This window comes from Labrys wisconsinensis (assembly GCF_030814995.1).
Classification (GTDB): domain Bacteria; phylum Pseudomonadota; class Alphaproteobacteria; order Rhizobiales; family Labraceae; genus Labrys; species Labrys wisconsinensis.
On sequence record NZ_JAUSVX010000003.1, the window covers coordinates 132,539 to 148,444 of the forward strand.

The following is a 15,906-nucleotide window of genomic DNA, read 5'->3' on the forward strand; positions in this document are numbered from 1 at the left end:
CCATGGGATCCCTCGCAGGGTCTGCAACGTTCTTCCTGGTCGTTGCGGATCCTGCGGCGGCTCCGCCGCCGCGTCCCGGAGAGGAGGCGGCGCGTTATCTATATTTGCCAATTTGCATAAAATATTACCGAAACATCGGCTACACCTAGTCGCCAGAGCGCGGACAGTAGCGGAACCCTCGAGACGTGGGGTGACACTGTGAAGTTCCAGACCATGGCATGGATGGGATTCGGCGGCGAGCAGCTCCTGACTCCCAACGAGACCGTCGAACCGGCCAGGCCGCCGCGACCGACGATCGGCCTGGCGCTCGGCGGCGGCGCGGCGCGCGGCTTTGCCCATATCGGCGTCATCCGCGTGCTGCAACGGGCCGGCTATGGCATCGACGTCGTCGCCGGCGCCTCGATCGGGGCCGTGGTCGGTGGCTGCTATCTCGCCGGCAAGCTCGATGAGCTGGAGAGCTGGGCCCGTTCGCTGACCAAGCGCCGGGTGCTCGGCCTGCTCGACCTCAGCCTGGGCGGCGGCGGGCTGATCGCCGGCTCGCGCCTGGCCCACCTGCTGGCCCACGACCTCGGCGGCGTGCAGATCGAGGACCTGCCGGTCCCCTTCGCCGCCGTGGCGACTGAGATCGGCCCGGGCCACGAGATCTGGCTGACCCGCGGCAGCCTGGTCAAGGCGATCCGCGCCTCCTACGCCCTGCCCGGCATCTTCGAGCCGGTGAAGATCGGCGGGCGCTGGCTGATGGACGGCGCGCTGGTCAACCCGGTACCGGTCTCGACCGCCCGCGCGCTCGGCGCACGCATGGTCATCGCCGTCAACCTCAACGGCGAGCTCACCGGCCGCGGCGCCGTCGTGCCCTCGCACGGATCGAACGACGACGAGGAGCTGCCGCCGGTCGAGCAGCAGCTGCGCACCACCGCCATCGGTGCCGCCAGCGCCCTGATCAAGCGCCAGCTCGGCTTTGCGCCGAAGCGGGTGCTGCCCCGCGGCCCGCGCACGCCGGGCATCTCGACGGTGATCGTCGACGCCTTCAACATCACCCAGGACCGCATCTCGCGCTCGCGGCTCGCCGGCGACCCGCCCGACGCGATGGTCAACCCGCGGCTCGGCCGCGTCGGCCTGTTCGATTTCCATCGCGCCGAAGAGATCATCGAGCTCGGCGCGGAAGCCGCGCTCAAGGCCCTGGACACAATCCGCGATACCGCCGAAGCGCTCGCCTGAACGGGGCGCCCCAGCCCGGCTCAGGCCGGGATCCGGTCCGCGGAGGGGGCGACCACGGCGAACAGGTCCGAGAGCGCCGCCAGCGCGCCGTCATGGACGAGGCTCGCCGGCAGGCTCCTGCCATCCGGCCCCGGCAGGGAGCGGGTGGCCGTCGCCGACGCGACGACCGTGACCTGGAAGCCGAGATTGAAGGCGGCGCGTGCCGTCGAGCTCACGCACATATGGGTCATGAACCCGGCCAGGATCAGCGTGTCGGCGCCGATCGCCTTGAGATGCGCCTCCAGGCCCGTCTGCAGGAAGGCGCTGGGATAGGTCTTGGAGATGACCGGCTCGCCGGCGAGGGGCGCGACGGCCCCGGCGATGCGGCCGGTCTCGCCCGCCGTGTCGTAGAGGCTTCCCGGACCGTCTTCGTGCACGATGTGGATGACCGGCCGGCCCGCGGCCCGGGCGCGGGACAGCAGCCGGCCCGCTTCCTCGAGCGCCGCCTCGACGCCTTCGAGCTGCATCACGCCGGAGCGGTAGGTCTCCTGACAGTCGATCAGGACGAGGGCCGAGCGGGAGAGCGGCGCCGGCTCCACCGGCAAGCCGCTCAGGCTACGAAGGGTCGGTCTGGCCACGATTCTCTCCGGTCTCGTTCCTGCGATGCGGTGCCGGCGCGGGCTCAGAACCCGAGCGCGGCGCCATCCTTCCTCGGATCGGAGCCGCCGGTCAACGTTCCCTTGTCCCAGTCGACGAGGATCATCTGGCCGCCGCCGAGCGGCTCATGCGCCGGCGCCACCGCATGGCCGCGCGCCTTCAGGCCTTCGACCGCGGCCGCCGGCACGCCGCGTTCCGCCACGACCGCGCCATCCTCGTAGAAGACCCGCGCGAGATCGATCGCCGCCTGCGGGTCCATGCCGTAGTCGACCACGTTGGTCAGGACATGGACCTGGCCGAAAGGCTGGTAGTCGCCGCCCATCACGCCGAAGGGCGCGATCACCCGGCCGCCGCGCATCGCCATGCCCGGCATGATCGTGTGCAGCGGGCGCTTGCGCGGCGCGATGCGGTTGGGATGGCCGGGATCGAGGCGGAAGCCGGCGCCGCGGTTCTGGAGCACGACGCCGGAGCTTGCGCCGACCAGGCCGCTGCCGAAGGAGTGGTAGGTGGAGTTGATGAAGCTGACCGCGTTGCGATCCCGGTCGACGACGCTGAGATAGACCGTGTCGGAGGGCTCCATCGGCACGGGCGGCAGGTCGGTCATGGCACGCTCGCGATCGATGGTCGCGCGCAGGGCGTCGGCCCGGGCGGCCGACAGCAGCGCCGCGACGGGCACGGCGGCATGGTCGGGATCGGCGATCAGGGCGTTGCGGATGGCATAGGCGAGCCGCCCGGCCTCCACCTCCAGATGCAGGCGCTCGGCGCCGAGCGGATCGAGGCCGCCGAGGTCGAACCCGCCGAGGATGTTCAGCATGATCAGCGCCGTCAGGCCCTGGTTGCTGGGCGGCATCTGCCAGACGTCCACGTCGCGGTAGCGCGTGGTGACGGGGCGGACATAGTCGCCGGCCGCCGCGGCGAAATCCTCGAGCGTATGCAGCCCGCCCGCCTGGCGCAGGCGGCCGACCAGGTCCTCGGCGACGCGTCCCTCGTAGAAGCCGCGGCGCCCCTCGGCGGCGATCAGGCGCAGCGTCGCGGCGAGCTCCGGCTGGCGATGCACGGTGCCGGCGACCGGCGCTGTTCCGGCTGGCAGAAAGATGCGCGCCGCGGCTTCGTCGCGGGCGAGGCGCGCCGCCGCTTCATGCCAGTCCGCGGCCACCCGGTCGTGCACCACATAGCCCTTCTCGGCATACGCGATGGCCGGCGCCAGGATACGATCCGGCGGCAGGCGGCCGTGGTCGGCGAGCAGCCTGCACCAGGCGTCGATCGCGCCGGGAATGGTGACGGCATGGGCGCTGTAGGTCGGGATGGCGGTGAAGCCGCGCTCGCGGTACCACTCCGCCTCGGCCGCCGCCGGCGCCCGGCCCGAGCCGTTGAAGGCGATGACCTCGCCCTCGCCGCGGGGGACGTAGAGACAGAAGCAGTCGCCGCCGATGCCGGTCGACTGCGGCTCGACCACCGCCAGCACAGCGGCGGCGCAGACCGCGGCGTCCATGGCGTGGCCGCCCTCGCGCAGCACCGCCAGGGCGGCGGCGGAGGCGAGCGGATGGGAGGTCGCGACCATCGCTTCGGTCGCCCGCACCGGCGAGCGGCCTGGGAACTGAAAATCTCTCATGATGCTCCATCCCGTTCCTTCACGGCCTCATTCGCGCCCATCGGCTCCTCGCTGTCCAGCAGCAACGCGTGCTGGACGGAACGCAGGTGCCGCCGCATCGCCGCCTCGGCTTCCGCCGGATGATGGTCGGCGATCGCCTCGACGATCTGACGATGGTGGCGCGACAGTTCCTCGAACCGCTCCTGCGTCGTCGGATCCTCGCGGATGCGCTTCCAGGCGCCCTCGTCGCGCACGGCGTTGAGGCTGTCGAACACCGCGACCGCCAGCGCATTGTGCGAGGCCTCCGCGATGGCCCGATGCAGGCGGCTGTCCCAGATGTCCCAGGTCTGCGCGTCCCGTGCCCCTTCGCTCCTGCCGAGGAGATAGCGCAGGTTGTCGATGTCCATGCGGCTGGCGCGGGTCGCCGCCACCCTGGCCAGGGTCGGCTCGAGCCAGATGAAGACGTCCATGAGGTCGGCCGGGCTGGTCCTCGCCGTGACCAGGGACATGCCGAACTCGCGCTCCGGCGGACGGGCGCCGACGAAGGTTCCCTTGCCGACATGGCGCCACAGCCGCCCCTCCGCCTCCAGGACCTCCAGGCCCTCGCGCAACGCACGCCGGCTCACGGCGAGATCGCTCATCAGCTCGCGCTCCGGCGGCAGCCGGGTCCGTGGCGGGTAGCGACCGTCGTTCAGCAGCGCCCGGAGGCGCTCGACGGCGAGAGTCCTGACACGCATCTGGAACCAATCTCACTATTGGTTCCATAGTAAATCCAGATCCCACCGTCTTGTCCAGCACGAAGGGCGTTCTCTCTTGCCGAAGACTGAGGATACGTGCACGATGGTTGTATCCAATGGCAAGATTGGTTCCAGCGAGAAACCACAGCCAGCGGACCCAACCGGAGCAGAACGATGAACCAGCCCACCGCATCCTGGTCCCGCTTTCGCGCCTGGAGCCTCGCCGCTGCCGCGGCCGCGCTCACGGCAGGCCCTATCCCGGCCGCCCGCGCCGAGACGATCACGCCGCCGCCCGCCATCGCCGCGGCCAAGAAGATGGTCGTGTGCGCCGATATCGGGTCTCCGCCCCTCTCCTTCTACAAGGAGGACGGCAAGCTGGTCGGCGCCGAGGTTGATCTGTCGAACGCGATCGCCGGCCGCATGGGCGTCGGCACGGAATGGCGGGCCGTGCAGTTCGACGGCATCATCCCGGCCCTGCTCGCCAAGCAGTGCGATCTGATCATGTCCGAGCTCTATGACAAGCCCAAGCGCCGGGAGGTGGTCGACTTCGTCGACTATCTCGACTCCAGCCAGTCCCTCGTCGTGCAGAAGGGCAACCCGGCCGGCATCAAGGGGCTCGACGATCTGTCCGGCAAGAAGGTGGCCGTGGAGAACGGCACCACGATCCAGTCGCTCGTCGAGGAGCAGAACAAGAAATTCGCAAGCGAAGGCAAGCCCCCGGCCGAGGCGGTGGTCTTCCCCAAGGACACCGATGCCTTCCAGGCCCTGCGCATCGGCCAGGTCCAGGCCTACGGCACCACGATCAAGACGGCGGGCTACTACTTCACCCAGGCGCCGGACCTGTTCGACCTCGGCGGCGAGCCCTTCGCCAAGGCCGTGATCGGCGCCGCCTTCCGCAAGGACGACGTCGAGCTGCAGAAGGCCTTCGCCGCGGCATTGGCGGCGATCCGTCAGGACGGCTCCTACATGACCATCCTCAAGACCTGGGGTATCGAGCGCGACGCCCTCTGAGAGCCCGCGCCATGAACTTCAACTGGGAGTTCTTCCTGCAATATCTCCTCAGGCCGAGCAGCGTCTACCTGCACGGCCTGTGGCTCACGCTCAGCATCAGCGTCGTCTCGCAGTGCCTGGGCACCGGGCTCGGCCTGTTCCTGGCGCTCGGCCGGCTGTCGTCGCTCCGGGGGCTGCGCCTCCTGGCGTCGGCCTATGTCTGGGTCATGCGCGGCACGCCGCTGCTGGTGCAGATCGTGTTCATCTACACCGCCCTCGCCGCGGCGGGCATCCTGCGCTTCCACGACATCGATCTCGGCTTCATCGTCCTGCCGGGGAACATCCAGGCCGGCATCATCGCGCTCAGCCTGAACGAGGCGGCCTATATGGGCGAGATCATCCGGGCCGGCATCGCCTCGATCGACCGCGGGCAGACGGAAGCGGCCAAGTCGCTCGGCATGACGCCGGCCAAGCTGCTGCGCCGCATCATCATGCCGCAGGCCGCGCGGGTGATCATTCCGCCGCTCGGCAACAATTTCAACGGCATGCTGAAGAGCACCACGCTGCTCAGCGTCATCGGCGTGCCCGAGCTCCTCCTGGCGACCCAGATGGTGACCTCGGCCACCTTCCGGGTCTTCGAGCTCTATTCGGTGGTGGCGCTCTACTACCTCACCCTGACCACGGCCTGGGGCTTCCTGCAGGGCCGGATCGAGCGGCACTTCAGCCGCCCCTTCGCCGAGACGGCCCGGACCGGCGTGCCGCGCCGACGCCTGCGCCTCCTCAGGATCGGAGCACCCCGGTGAGCGAGCCCTCCGAATCCTGCGTGGTGCAGGCCGAGAACGTGGAGAAGTGGTTCGGACCGCTCCAGGTGCTCAAGGGCGTGTCCCTCTCGGTCCGGCGCGGCGAGGTGGTGGTGATCGTCGGCCCGTCCGGCTCCGGCAAGACCACCTTCGTGCGCTGCATCAACCATCTGGAGAAGATCCAGGGCGGCCGCATCCTGGTGAACGGCCATCTCATCGGCTATCGCCAGGCGGGCAAGCGCCTGGTGGAGGACCGTGAGCGCAACATCGCCCGCCAGCGCCGGGACATCGGCATGGTGTTCCAGCGCTTCAACCTCTTCCCCCATCTCACGGCCCTCGGCAACATCGTCGAGGCGCCGATCCAGGTCCGCGGCATCGACAGGGCCCGGGCCGAGGCGGAAGGGGCGGCGTTGCTGAAGCGGGTCGGCCTCGCCGAAAAGGCGGACGCCTATCCCGCCCAGCTTTCCGGCGGCCAGCAGCAGCGCGTGGCGATCGCCCGGGCGCTGGCGATGAAGCCGGCGCTGATGCTGTTCGACGAGCCGACGAGCGCCCTCGACCCGGAAATGGTCGGCGAGGTCCTGGAGGTCATGCAGGAGCTGGCCCGCGAGGGCATGACCATGGTGGTCGTGACCCACGAGATGGGATTCGCGCGGGAGGTGGCCGACCGCGTGGTGATGATGGACGGCGGCCAGGTGGTGGAGGAGGCGCCCCCGGCCCTGTTCTTCACCGCGCCGCGCTCCGAACGCACGCGCTCCTTCCTCGCCCGCCTGCTGTGAGGCGGGCGGCAGGATCCCGGTCGCAGGCGTCAGGCCGAGATGTAGTCGCGCATCGCCTGGGTCTCGGCCTCGATCTCGGCGAGCCGGTACTTGACCACGTCGCCGATCGAGACGATGCCGATCAGCCGGCCCTGCTCGACGATCGGCACGTGGCGGAACTTGCCGAGCGTCATCTGGCTCATCAGGTCCTGCAGCGTGTCGCTCTCGCGCCCGGTCGCCACCTTCGCGGTCATGTGCTTGGAGATGGCATGGTCGAGCGCCGCCGGGCCCGACTGGGCCAGCGCCCGCACCACGTCGCGTTCCGACAGGATCCCGGCGATGGCGCCGTCCGCGCCGGTGATGATCACGGCGCCGATACGCTTCTCAGCCAGGAGCCTGGCGGCGTCCGCCATGGTCCGGTGCGGCGGCAGGGTGACGATGTCCCGCCCCTTGCCTTTCAGGATATGGGCAACAGTCATGGTCGATCCTCCTTCAAGAACCCGCGCCTTCGGCGTCTGTTCTGCGGGATCGGCCCGGCCAGGGGCTGCAACCCCGATAGGGAGAAGATGAGGCGCGGACCGCGCGAGCGCAAGAGGTCGCACCGCCCCGGGGCAGTAGCGGCGCGACTTGGATGGGAAAAAGTGATCACGTCGAAGCAATTCCGCAGATGCGGGCCCCGGGAGGAGGGCGCCCTGCTGCAAAGCCGGCCCCCATGGTCTGACCGGTCGACCTGCCTCCCCGTCCTCGTTTGCATGGAAGCGACCTGATTCGGGGCATCCGGCCCAGTCACGCGAGTTGATACTTGACGAACGGCCTGTCTTGCCTCATTGATCCCGCCATCGATCTCGGCCGGACGACTTGGCCCCGCGCACTTCACGGCTGCGCAAGCTGACGACCTTCCCTCGAATATCGACCAACTGTCTCTCCGTGACAGCGTGTTATCGAGAGGCTCTTATTCACTCGCAAACAGGGTTCGTCATGAGCACGGGCACCGTCAAGTGGTTCAACTCCCAGAAGGGCTACGGCTTCATTCAGCCGGACGATGGCAGCAAGGACGTGTTCGTCCACATCAGCGCCGTCGAGCGTGCCGGTCTTTATGACCTTCGTGAAGGTCAGAAGATCAGCTATGAGTTGGTGCAGGATCGCCGTTCTGGTAAGATGTCTGCCGACAAGCTTCAGGCTGCCTGAAGCGGTTCGGCGCCGGAAGGCGCATCGATCATGGACTGGAGGAGGGTTGGGCCTCGGGCCTGACCCTTTTCGCATTGCAACAACAACGTGAAGGAGGCCGTTCTTTGCAGGTCTTGGTCCGCGACAACAACGTCGAACAGGCGATGAAGGCTCTGAAGCGCAAGCTCCAGCGCGAAGGCGTGTTCCGGGAGATGAAGCTTCGGAACGCTTATGAGAAGCCGTCCGAGCGCCGGGTGCGCGAGAAGGCCGAGGCTATCCGGCGCGCCCGCAAGCTCGCCCGCAAGCAGGCGCAGAAGGAAGGCTTGCTGCCGGCGCCGAAGGCCAAGCCGCGCGGCGCTCCTGGCGTCGGGGCTCGCCCGGCACCGCGCTGAGCCTTGGACAGCAATTCCGGACAGTAAAGGAAAGGGCGCCCCTCGGCGCCCTTTCCTTTTTTGCAGGATCACTCCGGCGGCGGCCCGGCCTCGATCGCCGGTCCCGGCTGGTCACCCGGCAGCACCGGATCGAACAGCGGGAACAGCACCAGCCCGGCGAGGAACCCGCCGACATGCGCCTCCCAGGCGATGGCCGGCCCCTCCCCGCCCAGCGACAGGGTGCCGAGACCGGTGAGCAGATTCGCCGCGAACCAGATCACCAGGAACACCAGCACGCGCCGGTCGCGCAGGACCTCGCGCAGCGGCAGGGCGGGGACACGGAACGCCGTCGCACCACCGATGCGGAACAGGCCGAGCGGCGCGCCGGGCTGGAACATGAAGCGGGTCGCCGCGGCCATGTAGCCGGAAATGGCGGCCGAGGCGCCGATCACCACCGCCTCGTCGCCCCAGTGCACCGCGAGATGCGTGGCCGCTCCGGCGACCGAGCACACGGCCGAGAACAACAGGAAGCGGGCGGTGCCGAAGCGCCAGGCCACCGCCGAGCCGAAGGCCAGCATCCAGATGCCGTTGAAGACGAGATGAGCCCAACTCCCGTGCAGGAAAGCATAGGTGAGGAAGGTCCACACGTCCGCCCCGGCCCCGCCGGGCAGGATCTCGCCCTGCAGCACGGCCGGGTCGTAGCGCGCCGGCAGGAAGGCGAAGAGCAGGATGATCTGCAGCTTGAGCTGATCAGAGGCGAAGGTCCAGATCAGGTGGATCCCGGCCAGCAGCGCCAGCAGCGCCACGACGACGCGGGGGGCGTTGATCGCCGGCTCGCGGGCAGCGGGTTCGATCGGCGGTCGCACCATCTCGTTCATGGAGCTCACTTAGGGACTGCCCGCACGCGGCGCAACGGCAAAGAGTGGGGAGGGCCGAAGCCCTCCCGACCAGCCACCTGTCGGCGCCTGACGCCCTGTCCCGCCTCCCCGGACGACCCTGAGGTCGCAGCGGCCCCGACGCACCACCTCCGGGGCCCGGGAGGATCGAACCGCAGGGTTGTCGCGCACCGGCACCCGGCACGCCACATCAACCTTTCGTTAACCTTAACGGTTTGCAAAACTGTGGACGCGGCAGGGCCGGCGGCTGCGCTGGCATGCCCGATGCTACGGTCCGGCGCAGGAAGGCACGGACCGGACTCTTGTCCCGCTTTCGCACACCCCCCGGGAGGGCGGCAATCCCGCCGGGGCTCGGGAAGTATGGTGACGATGACAATGAAGCACGCGGCAACGCGCGATCTTTACTGCTATTGGGACAGTCTGCGCGGCACGCGGATGGCCCCGGAGCGCGTCGACATCGACCCCGGCGCCATTCGCCGCGTCCTGGGCGACACCTTCATCGTGGAAGTCGACGAGCAGCGCAGCTACCCCTATCGCCTGGCGGGCACGCGCCTGTGCGCCCTGATGGGCCACGAGCTGCGCGGCCTCTCCGCGCTGGAGGTCTGGAACGGCGCGGACGCAGTGGAGATGAGACGGCTGCTGTCGGCGGTCTCCGACGATTCGGCCGCCGTGGTGGCCGGCATCGAAGCCATCTCCAACCAGGGCCATTCGCTCGAGGTGGAGCTGCTGCTGCTGCCGCTGCGTCATCACGGCAAGACGCATTCGCGCATCCTCGGCAGCCTGACGCCGGGCGATGTGCCATATTGGATCGGCGTGTGCCCGATCGAGCGCATGGTGATCCGCTCGATCCGCATCCTGTGGCCCTCGACCCGCGAGCCGATCACCACCACGCCGATCCCCCCGCCCCTGCCCCCGGGCGTGCGCCGTTTCGGCCATCTGACCATCGTCGACGGCGGCCGGCGCTGACGACAGGACGCTGCGCGTCGAGATCAGGAGCCCACCGCGATCGAGATCCCGCCGGGAGCAAGAGCCCGTTAACCCTGTGTTGCTAGGGTTCCCACGCTTTCAACGCGTGCGGGGGCCCGGCTCCTTTGGGGCAGGGCTGATGGATTGATGATCGCGCAGCCATTTTCCATCGCCGAGGACCGCCGCCGGCATCAGCGGGTGAAGATCTCGTTGCTCGGCCGCTACATGCTCGAGACGCGGCGGGAATATCCGTGCCAGGCCGTCAACATGTCCCCGGGCGGCGTGGCTCTGGTCGCGCCCGTGGTCGGCAATCCCGGCGAGCGGGTGGTGTGCTATCTCGACCATGTCGGCCGGATCGAGGGCCAGATCGTCCGGCACCTGCCGAACGGCTTCGCCATGACGATCTCCGCCACCGCGCGCAAGCGGGAGAAGTTCGCGGCGCAGCTGACCTGGCTCGCCAACCGCCATGTCCTCAACCTGCCCGAGGATCGGCGCCACGAGCGCATCCTGCCCAAGAATCCGCGCTCGACCCTGACGTTGACCAACGGCACGGTCTATCCCTGCCGGGTGATCGACATGTCGCTCTCCGGAGCCGCGATCGCCACCGACCTCAAGATCGAGCTCGGCAGCGCGGTGATGCTCGGGCGCATGCAGTCGCACGTCATCCGCCATTTCGAGGGCGGCGTCGGCATCCAGTTCAGGCACGAGCAGCTGCCCAGCGTCCTGGAAGCGGAGTTCGGCGGGCTCTGACCGCGCTCGGGGCCGCTCGGCCGCGGGCGACTACGTGCGCGCGCCGCCTTGCAGCCTGAAGCGGTCCAGCGTCACCGCGCCGATGATGATCAGGCCCTTGACGATATACTGCCAGACATCCGGCACGCCGGTCAGAATCAGCCCGTTGGACAGGACCGCGATGATCAGGGCGCCCACCAGCGTGCCCCAGATCGAGCCGATGCCGCCGACGAAGGAGGTGCCGCCGAGAATCACCGCGGCGATCGCGTCGAGCTCGTAGGACTGGCCGAGCTGGAGCCCGTTGGCGGCATAGAGCCTGGCCGAGGCCATCACGCCGCCGAGCCCGGCCGTGAGCCCCGACACCGCATAGACGAAGACCAGCACTGACCCCACCTTGACGCCCGCCAGGCGGGCAGCGTCGGGATTGCCGCCGATCGCGTAGATGTAGACGCCGAGCACCGTGTGCCGCAGGACGAACCAGGAGGCGAGGACGATCCCGAGGGCGATGATCACCAGCCAGGGAATGCCGAACAGGCTGCCGTTGCCGATGACGGCGTAGCCGAGATCGGCATTGAACACCGTGGTGTCCTTGCCCAGGAGCCGCGCGCAGCCGCGGATGGCCGTCAGGGCCCCGAGCGTCACGATGAAGGGCGGCAGCCGGACGGCCGCGATCAGGGCGCCGTTGACGAGGCCGAACCCCAGGCCGACGACGAGGGCGGCGGGAATCGCCAGGGCCGCATAGCCGGGATCGAGGGAGACGATCAGCGCCGCCATCGCCGAGGCCGCCAGCACGGACCCGATCGACAGGTCGATGCCGCCCGTCAGGATGACGAAGGTCATGCCGCAGGCCAGCACCAGGTTGATCGAGGCCTGCTGGAGCACGATGACCAGGTTCTGGACGGAGGCGAAGCGACCGGTGGAGATGGAGAAGGCCGCGCACAGGAGGACGAGCACCGGCAGCATGCCGAGGGCCCGGACCAGGGAGCGGGCCGCCGCAGCGCCCCCCACGCGGTCCGCCGGCCGGTCGAGTTGGTCTGTTCCGCTCATGTCTGCATCCCGTTGCGCGGGCGCCCGTCCCCGGTCGCCATTGCGATGATCGCCTCCTGGGAGATGGCCTCGCCGTCGAGGCTGCCGGCGATGCGCCCGTCGCGCATGACCAGGACGCGATCGGCGATGCCGACGACCTCCGGCAGCTCGCTCGAGATCATCAGGACGGCGACGCCGCCGCGGGCCAGCCCGTCGATCAGCTTGTAGATGTCGGACTTGGCGCCGATGTCCACGCCGCGGGTCGGCTCATCGAGGATCAGGACCTTCGGTGCCGTCTCGAGCAGGCGGGCGATCAGGACCTTCTGCTGGTTGCCGCCGGACAGGGCTCCGACGGCGACGCGAATCGATTTCGCCCGGATGGAGAGACGGCGGACCGCCTCGCCGGCGCGCCGTGCCGCAATCCCGAAGCGGCGCAGCCCGGGCGGCGCCGCATCCCTGGCCATGACGCACAGGTTGATGTTGTCCTCGATGGTCATGTCGAGGAACAGCCCCTGCCCCTTCCGGTCTTCCGAGAGGTAGACGATGCCCGCCGCCATGGCGCCGGCCGGCGTCGCGGCCCGGACCGGGCGCCCTTCGACGCGGACCACGCCGGCGCGCGGGCGTTCCGCGCCGCAGATCAGGCGGGCAAGCTCCGTCCGCCCCGCCCCGACCAGTCCGGCGAGCCCGACGACCTCCCCGGCCCTCACGTCCAGCGAGCACGGATGCACGCGGCGCCCGTCGCAAAGGCCCTCCACCTCCAGCACCGGCCTGCCGAAGCTGCCGGCCCGGTGCTCCTTCCTGTAGAAGTCCGCCAGGTCGCGCCCGACCATCATCCGGATCAGGGTCTGCGAGGACAGCTCGGCCCGCGTCAGCGTGCCGACATGGCGGCCGTCGCGCAGGACCGAGCAGCGGTCGGCCAGCTCGTAGATCTCGGCCATGCGATGCGAGATGTAGATGATCGCGAGCCCCTCGTCCCGCAGCCGCCGGATCAGGTGGAACAGCCGGTCGGTCTCGCGGGACGACAGCGCCGTCGTCGGCTCGTCCATGACGAGGATCTTCGCGTCGACCGACAGGGCCCGCGCGATCTCGACCAGCTGCCGCTCGGCGATGGAGAGCCGGGAAACCGGCGTGTCCGGTCCGAAGGACGCTCCAAGCCGGTCGAGGACGGCTGCGCAGCCGCGCCGCATCGAGGCGCGGTCGACCAGGCCGCCCCTGGTCCTCTCGCGACCAAGGCCGACATTCTCCCAGACCGTCAGGTTGGGCGCGAGGGAGAGCTCCTGGTAGATCACCGCGATGCCGAGGCGGCGGGCATCGCCCGGCGCGGCGATCGACACGTCCCGGCCGGCGAAGACGAGCCGGCCGCCCGGATCGGCCCGGACCGCCCCGGCGAGGATCTTGATCAGGGTCGACTTGCCGGCTCCGTTCTCGCCCATCAAGGCGTGTATCTCGCCGGAGCGGACCTCCAGATCCACGCCGCGCAGGGCTCGCACCGCCCCGAACGTCTTGGCGATGCCGCGCATCTCCATGAGGGGGGCCGCCTCAGCCATGGGCGCCCGCCTCCGCCTTCAGGTGCAGGACGATCTCGTCGCGAAGCCCGGCATAGGCGGCGGCGAGCGCCGGGTCGACGGGGACGGCCTGCCGGCCGATGCCGCCGAGCGCCGCCGCGGCCGTCGCATCGGGGAAGAGGCCGACGCCGAGACCGGCGACCAGCGCGGCGCCCGCACCCGCCGCCTCCGCCACGTCCGGGATCACGAAGGGGCGATCGAGGAACGCCGCCTTGATCGCGTTGGCCAAGGCGTTGCGTGCCCCGCCTCCGGCCAGCGTCACCTGCCGCGGCCGGACGCCGGCGATCGCCTCGAAGGCCTCAAGGTTCACCGCCAGCCAGGCGGCCAGCGCCTCGACCCCGGCGCGGAGGACATCGCCCGGACCGCTGGCTCCGCCGAGGGATGCGATGCCCGCCCGTCGGGCCCGCTGGTTCCAGGGCGCGCCGGTTCCCTGCAGGAACGGGGCGACGCGCACCCCGTTCGCCCCGGGGGGCGAGAGCGCCGCCAGCCGCCAGAGCTCCCGCACGGCGTCCGGCGCCGGCGAGGGACCGGACAGGAGCTTCACCAACCAGTCGAGCAGACCGCCGGAGGCTGGAACATGGCCCGACAGCAGGAAGCGCCCGGGGACCGCGTGAGGATAGCAGTCATAGCGCCCCCCGCCGACCTCGTCATAGGTCAGGGCCCGGTCGACCACGGTCTTCAAGGCCTCGGAGGTGCCGGTCGAATCGATCATGCCGCCGGGGTCGACCAGCCCGCAGCCGAGACCGGCGCAGGGATGATCGTGGCCGGCATTGACGACCGGCAGGCCGACGGGCAGGCCGGTCGCCTTGCCGACCTCGCGCAGGAGCGTGCCGGCCGGGCTACCGGCGGGCCGCAGCTCCGGCAGCGACGCGACGTCGAGGCCGGCATGCCCGAGGATCTCCCCGGACCAGCGCCCGTCGCGCCGGTCGGCCAGGCCGCTGCGTGCGGCCAGCGAGGGGCTGCCGACGACCTGCCCGCAGAGCAGGAAGGTCGCGTAGTCCGCCACCAGCATCCAGCGGTGCACCCTGCCGGGCCAGTCGGCGCCGGCCGTCCGCCACCAGCCGATGCGATGGACGGTATAGATGTCGTCGTCCACCATCCCGGTGATCTCGAACCAGTGCGCCGGCGACAGCCCCCAATCCGCACGTCGGTTCGTGGTCCGCCGGTCGTACCAGGTCGGGCACGGCGAGACGCGCCGGCCCTCCCGGTCGAGGCCGACGAAGCTCTCGCCGATGCTGGCGACGCCGATGCCGGCGATCCGCACCGGCGCGACGCCCTCGGCCGCCAGCCGGTCGACGAGCTCGCGCAGGGCGCCGAGCAGGTCGCGGTCCAGCGCATCGAGGTCGAACTCCGTCGCGCCGGCGCCGCCCGAACGGACGACCATGGGGCGGCGGACCACCGCCGCGACACGCCCGTCCGGATGCAGCGCCACCGCCTTGAGATTGGTGGTGCCGATGTCGATGCCGACCAGGATGGCGTCCGAGCCGGACATCAGACCGTCGCTTTCCTCAGCCCATGCAGGACCGCCTCGGCCTGGCCGGCGGAGCCGAGATCCTCCATCTTCTCCTCGATCACGGCCTGCGCCGCGTGCTGGGCCGGCACCAGGGCGTCGATGAGCGCGATGCCGCTGGAATGGGCGTTCAGGACCTGCATCAGCGCCTCGTTGAAGGCGGTGATGATGTCAGTGAACAGGATCACCAGCGCGACGCCGGCATCGGTCGCCGCGCGCATCTGGTCGCGCGGCGTGCCCGAGCCGCCATGCATGCAGATCGGCACGCCCGTGGCGCGGCGGAGCTCGGCGATACGGCCGATGTTGAGGTTGGGCCTGGCCTTGACCTCGCCATGGGCCGAGCCGTGGACATTGCCGATGGCCGGCGCCAGGATGGTCGCCCCGCTCTCGCGGACGAGGCGGACGGCCTCCTCGACATCGGCGAGATCGTCGTCGGTCTGCACCGCGCCGTGCTCCATGTGCCCGACGGCGGCTTCCACCATCACGCCGAGCGGGCCGGCCACCTCGACCACCTGCTTCACGCGGCGAATGTTCTCCTGCAGCGGCTCCTCCGCGGCATCGAGCATGACGCTGGTGCAGCCGGCGCGGATGGCATCGACGGTGTCGGCCAGCGTGGCGCCGTGGTCGAGGCTGAGGCCCACGGGAACCGACGCCTCGGCCGCCAGATGGCGGGCGACGAGCGCGAGCGTGTCGAAGCGCGTGATCTGCCGCGAATCCGGGTGGATGCGGATGACGACGGGAGAGTTCTTGCGTTCGGCGGCGTTGATCGCCGCCTGGATCACCTCGATGTTCATCGAGACGAATGCGCCGACCGCATATTTGTTCTGCGAGGCGTGTTGCAACAGGCGATCCAGGGAAACGATCGGCATGACAGATCCTTGTGCGCGTGCGACGCGCTGCGGGGGAGGAGGAGGCGCCGGCCGTCGCACGGGCGGCGCGGCGATGACGG

Annotated in this window: 17 protein-coding genes; 8 read left to right on the plus strand and 9 right to left on the minus strand. The window is 69.9% G+C overall.

All coding sequences use genetic code 11. From position 1 onward, the window contains the following. The first annotated feature begins 213 nt into the window (after nt 1–213). A complete protein-coding gene (locus QO011_RS10570; protein ID WP_370881941.1) occupies nt 214–1,218 on the plus strand; it encodes a patatin-like phospholipase family protein in 1,005 nt (334 codons plus the stop codon). 20 nt (nt 1,219–1,238) lie between these two features. Here the strand turns inward: QO011_RS10570 and QO011_RS10575 are convergent, their stop codons facing one another. The 3 genes from QO011_RS10575 to QO011_RS10585 are packed head-to-tail and all read right to left on the minus strand — an operon-like array spanning nt 1,239 to nt 4,182. Next, nucleotides 1,239–1,835 carry a cysteine hydrolase family protein gene (locus tag QO011_RS10575; RefSeq protein ID WP_307271335.1) on the minus strand — a complete coding sequence of 199 codons (597 nt, stop codon included), beginning with the start codon at nt 1,833–1,835 and terminating at the stop codon, nt 1,239–1,241. 44 nt (nt 1,836–1,879) lie between these two features. Continuing rightward, nucleotides 1,880–3,466, minus strand: coding sequence for a gamma-glutamyltransferase (gene ggt, locus QO011_RS10580; protein WP_307271338.1), 1,587 nt, complete (start codon nt 3,464–3,466; stop codon nt 1,880–1,882). Further along, a complete protein-coding gene (locus QO011_RS10585) occupies nt 3,463–4,182 on the minus strand; it encodes a FadR/GntR family transcriptional regulator (protein WP_307271341.1) in 720 nt (239 codons plus the stop codon). Before QO011_RS10585 ends, ggt begins: the two co-directional genes overlap by 4 nt. Before the next feature lie 174 nt (nt 4,183–4,356). Between QO011_RS10585 and QO011_RS10590 the strand changes: the two genes are divergently transcribed. The 3 genes from QO011_RS10590 to QO011_RS10600 are packed head-to-tail and all read left to right on the plus strand — an operon-like array spanning nt 4,357 to nt 6,748. Continuing rightward, a complete protein-coding gene (locus QO011_RS10590) occupies nt 4,357–5,193 on the plus strand; it encodes an ABC transporter substrate-binding protein (protein WP_307271344.1) in 837 nt (278 codons plus the stop codon). Between the two features lie 11 nt (nt 5,194–5,204). After that, nucleotides 5,205–5,975, plus strand: coding sequence for an amino acid ABC transporter permease (locus QO011_RS10595; RefSeq protein WP_307271347.1), 771 nt, complete (start codon nt 5,205–5,207; stop codon nt 5,973–5,975). Beyond that, nucleotides 5,972–6,748, plus strand: a complete 777-nt coding sequence (locus QO011_RS10600) for an amino acid ABC transporter ATP-binding protein (protein ID WP_307271350.1) — start codon at nt 5,972–5,974, stop codon at nt 6,746–6,748. The genes QO011_RS10595 and QO011_RS10600 overlap by 4 nt, the downstream gene beginning before the upstream one ends. A 29-nt stretch (nt 6,749–6,777) precedes the next feature. Here the strand turns inward: QO011_RS10600 and QO011_RS10605 are convergent, their stop codons facing one another. Continuing rightward, nucleotides 6,778–7,206, minus strand: coding sequence for a CBS domain-containing protein (locus QO011_RS10605; RefSeq protein WP_307271352.1), 429 nt, complete (start codon nt 7,204–7,206; stop codon nt 6,778–6,780). Nucleotides 7,207–7,705: 499 nt separating this feature from the next. Here QO011_RS10605 and QO011_RS10610 point away from each other — a divergent pair, with 499 nt between their 5' ends. Continuing rightward, nucleotides 7,706–7,915 carry a cold-shock protein gene (locus QO011_RS10610; RefSeq protein ID WP_307271355.1) on the plus strand — a complete coding sequence of 70 codons (210 nt, stop codon included), beginning with the start codon at nt 7,706–7,708 and terminating at the stop codon, nt 7,913–7,915. 104 nt (nt 7,916–8,019) lie between these two features. Then, a complete protein-coding gene (gene rpsU, locus QO011_RS10615; RefSeq protein ID WP_307271358.1) occupies nt 8,020–8,286 on the plus strand; it encodes a 30S ribosomal protein S21 in 267 nt (88 codons plus the stop codon). A 68-nt stretch (nt 8,287–8,354) separates the two neighbouring features. On the opposite strand, the gene QO011_RS10620 is transcribed toward rpsU, so the two are convergent. Further along, complete coding sequence (locus QO011_RS10620) at nt 8,355–9,143, minus strand: rhomboid family intramembrane serine protease (protein ID WP_307271361.1); 789 nt, start codon at nt 9,141–9,143, stop codon at nt 8,355–8,357. Nucleotides 9,144–9,530: 387 nt separating this feature from the next. Here QO011_RS10620 and QO011_RS10625 point away from each other — a divergent pair, with 387 nt between their 5' ends. Beyond that, nucleotides 9,531–10,127 (plus strand): PAS domain-containing protein, encoded by a 597-nt coding sequence (locus QO011_RS10625; protein WP_307271364.1) that lies wholly within the window; start codon nt 9,531–9,533, stop codon nt 10,125–10,127. Nucleotides 10,128–10,274: 147 nt separating this feature from the next. Further along, a complete protein-coding gene (locus tag QO011_RS10630; RefSeq protein WP_307271366.1) occupies nt 10,275–10,877 on the plus strand; it encodes a PilZ domain-containing protein in 603 nt (200 codons plus the stop codon). Nucleotides 10,878–10,907: 30 nt separating this feature from the next. Here QO011_RS10630 and QO011_RS10635 read toward each other — a convergent pair whose 3' ends face one another. Genes QO011_RS10635 through QO011_RS10650 form a run of 4 tightly spaced genes read right to left on the minus strand, consistent with a single transcriptional unit; the run spans nt 10,908 to nt 15,826 of the window. Continuing rightward, the gene (locus QO011_RS10635) at nt 10,908–11,903 is read right to left on the minus strand and encodes an ABC transporter permease subunit (protein ID WP_307271368.1); all 996 of its coding nucleotides are present in this window, start codon (nt 11,901–11,903) and stop codon (nt 10,908–10,910) included. Next, on the minus strand, nt 11,900–13,429 hold the full coding sequence (locus tag QO011_RS10640; RefSeq protein ID WP_307271371.1) for a sugar ABC transporter ATP-binding protein: 1,530 nt from the start codon (nt 13,427–13,429) through the stop codon (nt 11,900–11,902). The genes QO011_RS10635 and QO011_RS10640 overlap by 4 nt, the downstream gene beginning before the upstream one ends. Further along, a complete protein-coding gene (locus QO011_RS10645) occupies nt 13,422–14,939 on the minus strand; it encodes an FGGY-family carbohydrate kinase (RefSeq protein WP_307271374.1) in 1,518 nt (505 codons plus the stop codon). Before QO011_RS10645 ends, QO011_RS10640 begins: the two co-directional genes overlap by 8 nt. Next, on the minus strand, nt 14,939–15,826 hold the full coding sequence (locus QO011_RS10650) for a class II fructose-bisphosphate aldolase (RefSeq protein ID WP_307271377.1): 888 nt from the start codon (nt 15,824–15,826) through the stop codon (nt 14,939–14,941). The genes QO011_RS10645 and QO011_RS10650 overlap by 1 nt, the downstream gene beginning before the upstream one ends. Nucleotides 15,827–15,906 lie beyond the last annotated feature (80 nt).

Coding starts and splice junctions, on each gene's coding strand:
- QO011_RS10570 (WP_370881941.1), top strand. CDS start 214: ATGGCATGGATGGGATTCGGCGGCGAGCAGCTCCTGACTCCCAACGAG.
- ggt (WP_307271338.1), bottom strand. CDS start 3,466: ATGAGAGATTTTCAGTTCCCAGGCCGCTCGCCGGTGCGGGCGACCGAA.
- QO011_RS10585 (WP_307271341.1), bottom strand. CDS start 4,182: ATGCGTGTCAGGACTCTCGCCGTCGAGCGCCTCCGGGCGCTGCTGAAC.
- QO011_RS10590 (WP_307271344.1), top strand. CDS start 4,357: ATGAACCAGCCCACCGCATCCTGGTCCCGCTTTCGCGCCTGGAGCCTC.
- QO011_RS10595 (WP_307271347.1), top strand. CDS start 5,205: ATGAACTTCAACTGGGAGTTCTTCCTGCAATATCTCCTCAGGCCGAGC.
- QO011_RS10605 (WP_307271352.1), bottom strand. CDS start 7,206: ATGACTGTTGCCCATATCCTGAAAGGCAAGGGGCGGGACATCGTCACC.
- QO011_RS10610 (WP_307271355.1), top strand. CDS start 7,706: ATGAGCACGGGCACCGTCAAGTGGTTCAACTCCCAGAAGGGCTACGGC.
- QO011_RS10620 (WP_307271361.1), bottom strand. CDS start 9,143: ATGAACGAGATGGTGCGACCGCCGATCGAACCCGCTGCCCGCGAGCCG.
- QO011_RS10625 (WP_307271364.1), top strand. CDS start 9,531: ATGACAATGAAGCACGCGGCAACGCGCGATCTTTACTGCTATTGGGAC.
- QO011_RS10630 (WP_307271366.1), top strand. CDS start 10,275: ATGATCGCGCAGCCATTTTCCATCGCCGAGGACCGCCGCCGGCATCAG.
- QO011_RS10635 (WP_307271368.1), bottom strand. CDS start 11,903: ATGAGCGGAACAGACCAACTCGACCGGCCGGCGGACCGCGTGGGGGGC.
- QO011_RS10640 (WP_307271371.1), bottom strand. CDS start 13,429: ATGGCTGAGGCGGCCCCCCTCATGGAGATGCGCGGCATCGCCAAGACG.
- QO011_RS10645 (WP_307271374.1), bottom strand. CDS start 14,939: ATGTCCGGCTCGGACGCCATCCTGGTCGGCATCGACATCGGCACCACC.
- QO011_RS10650 (WP_307271377.1), bottom strand. CDS start 15,826: ATGCCGATCGTTTCCCTGGATCGCCTGTTGCAACACGCCTCGCAGAAC.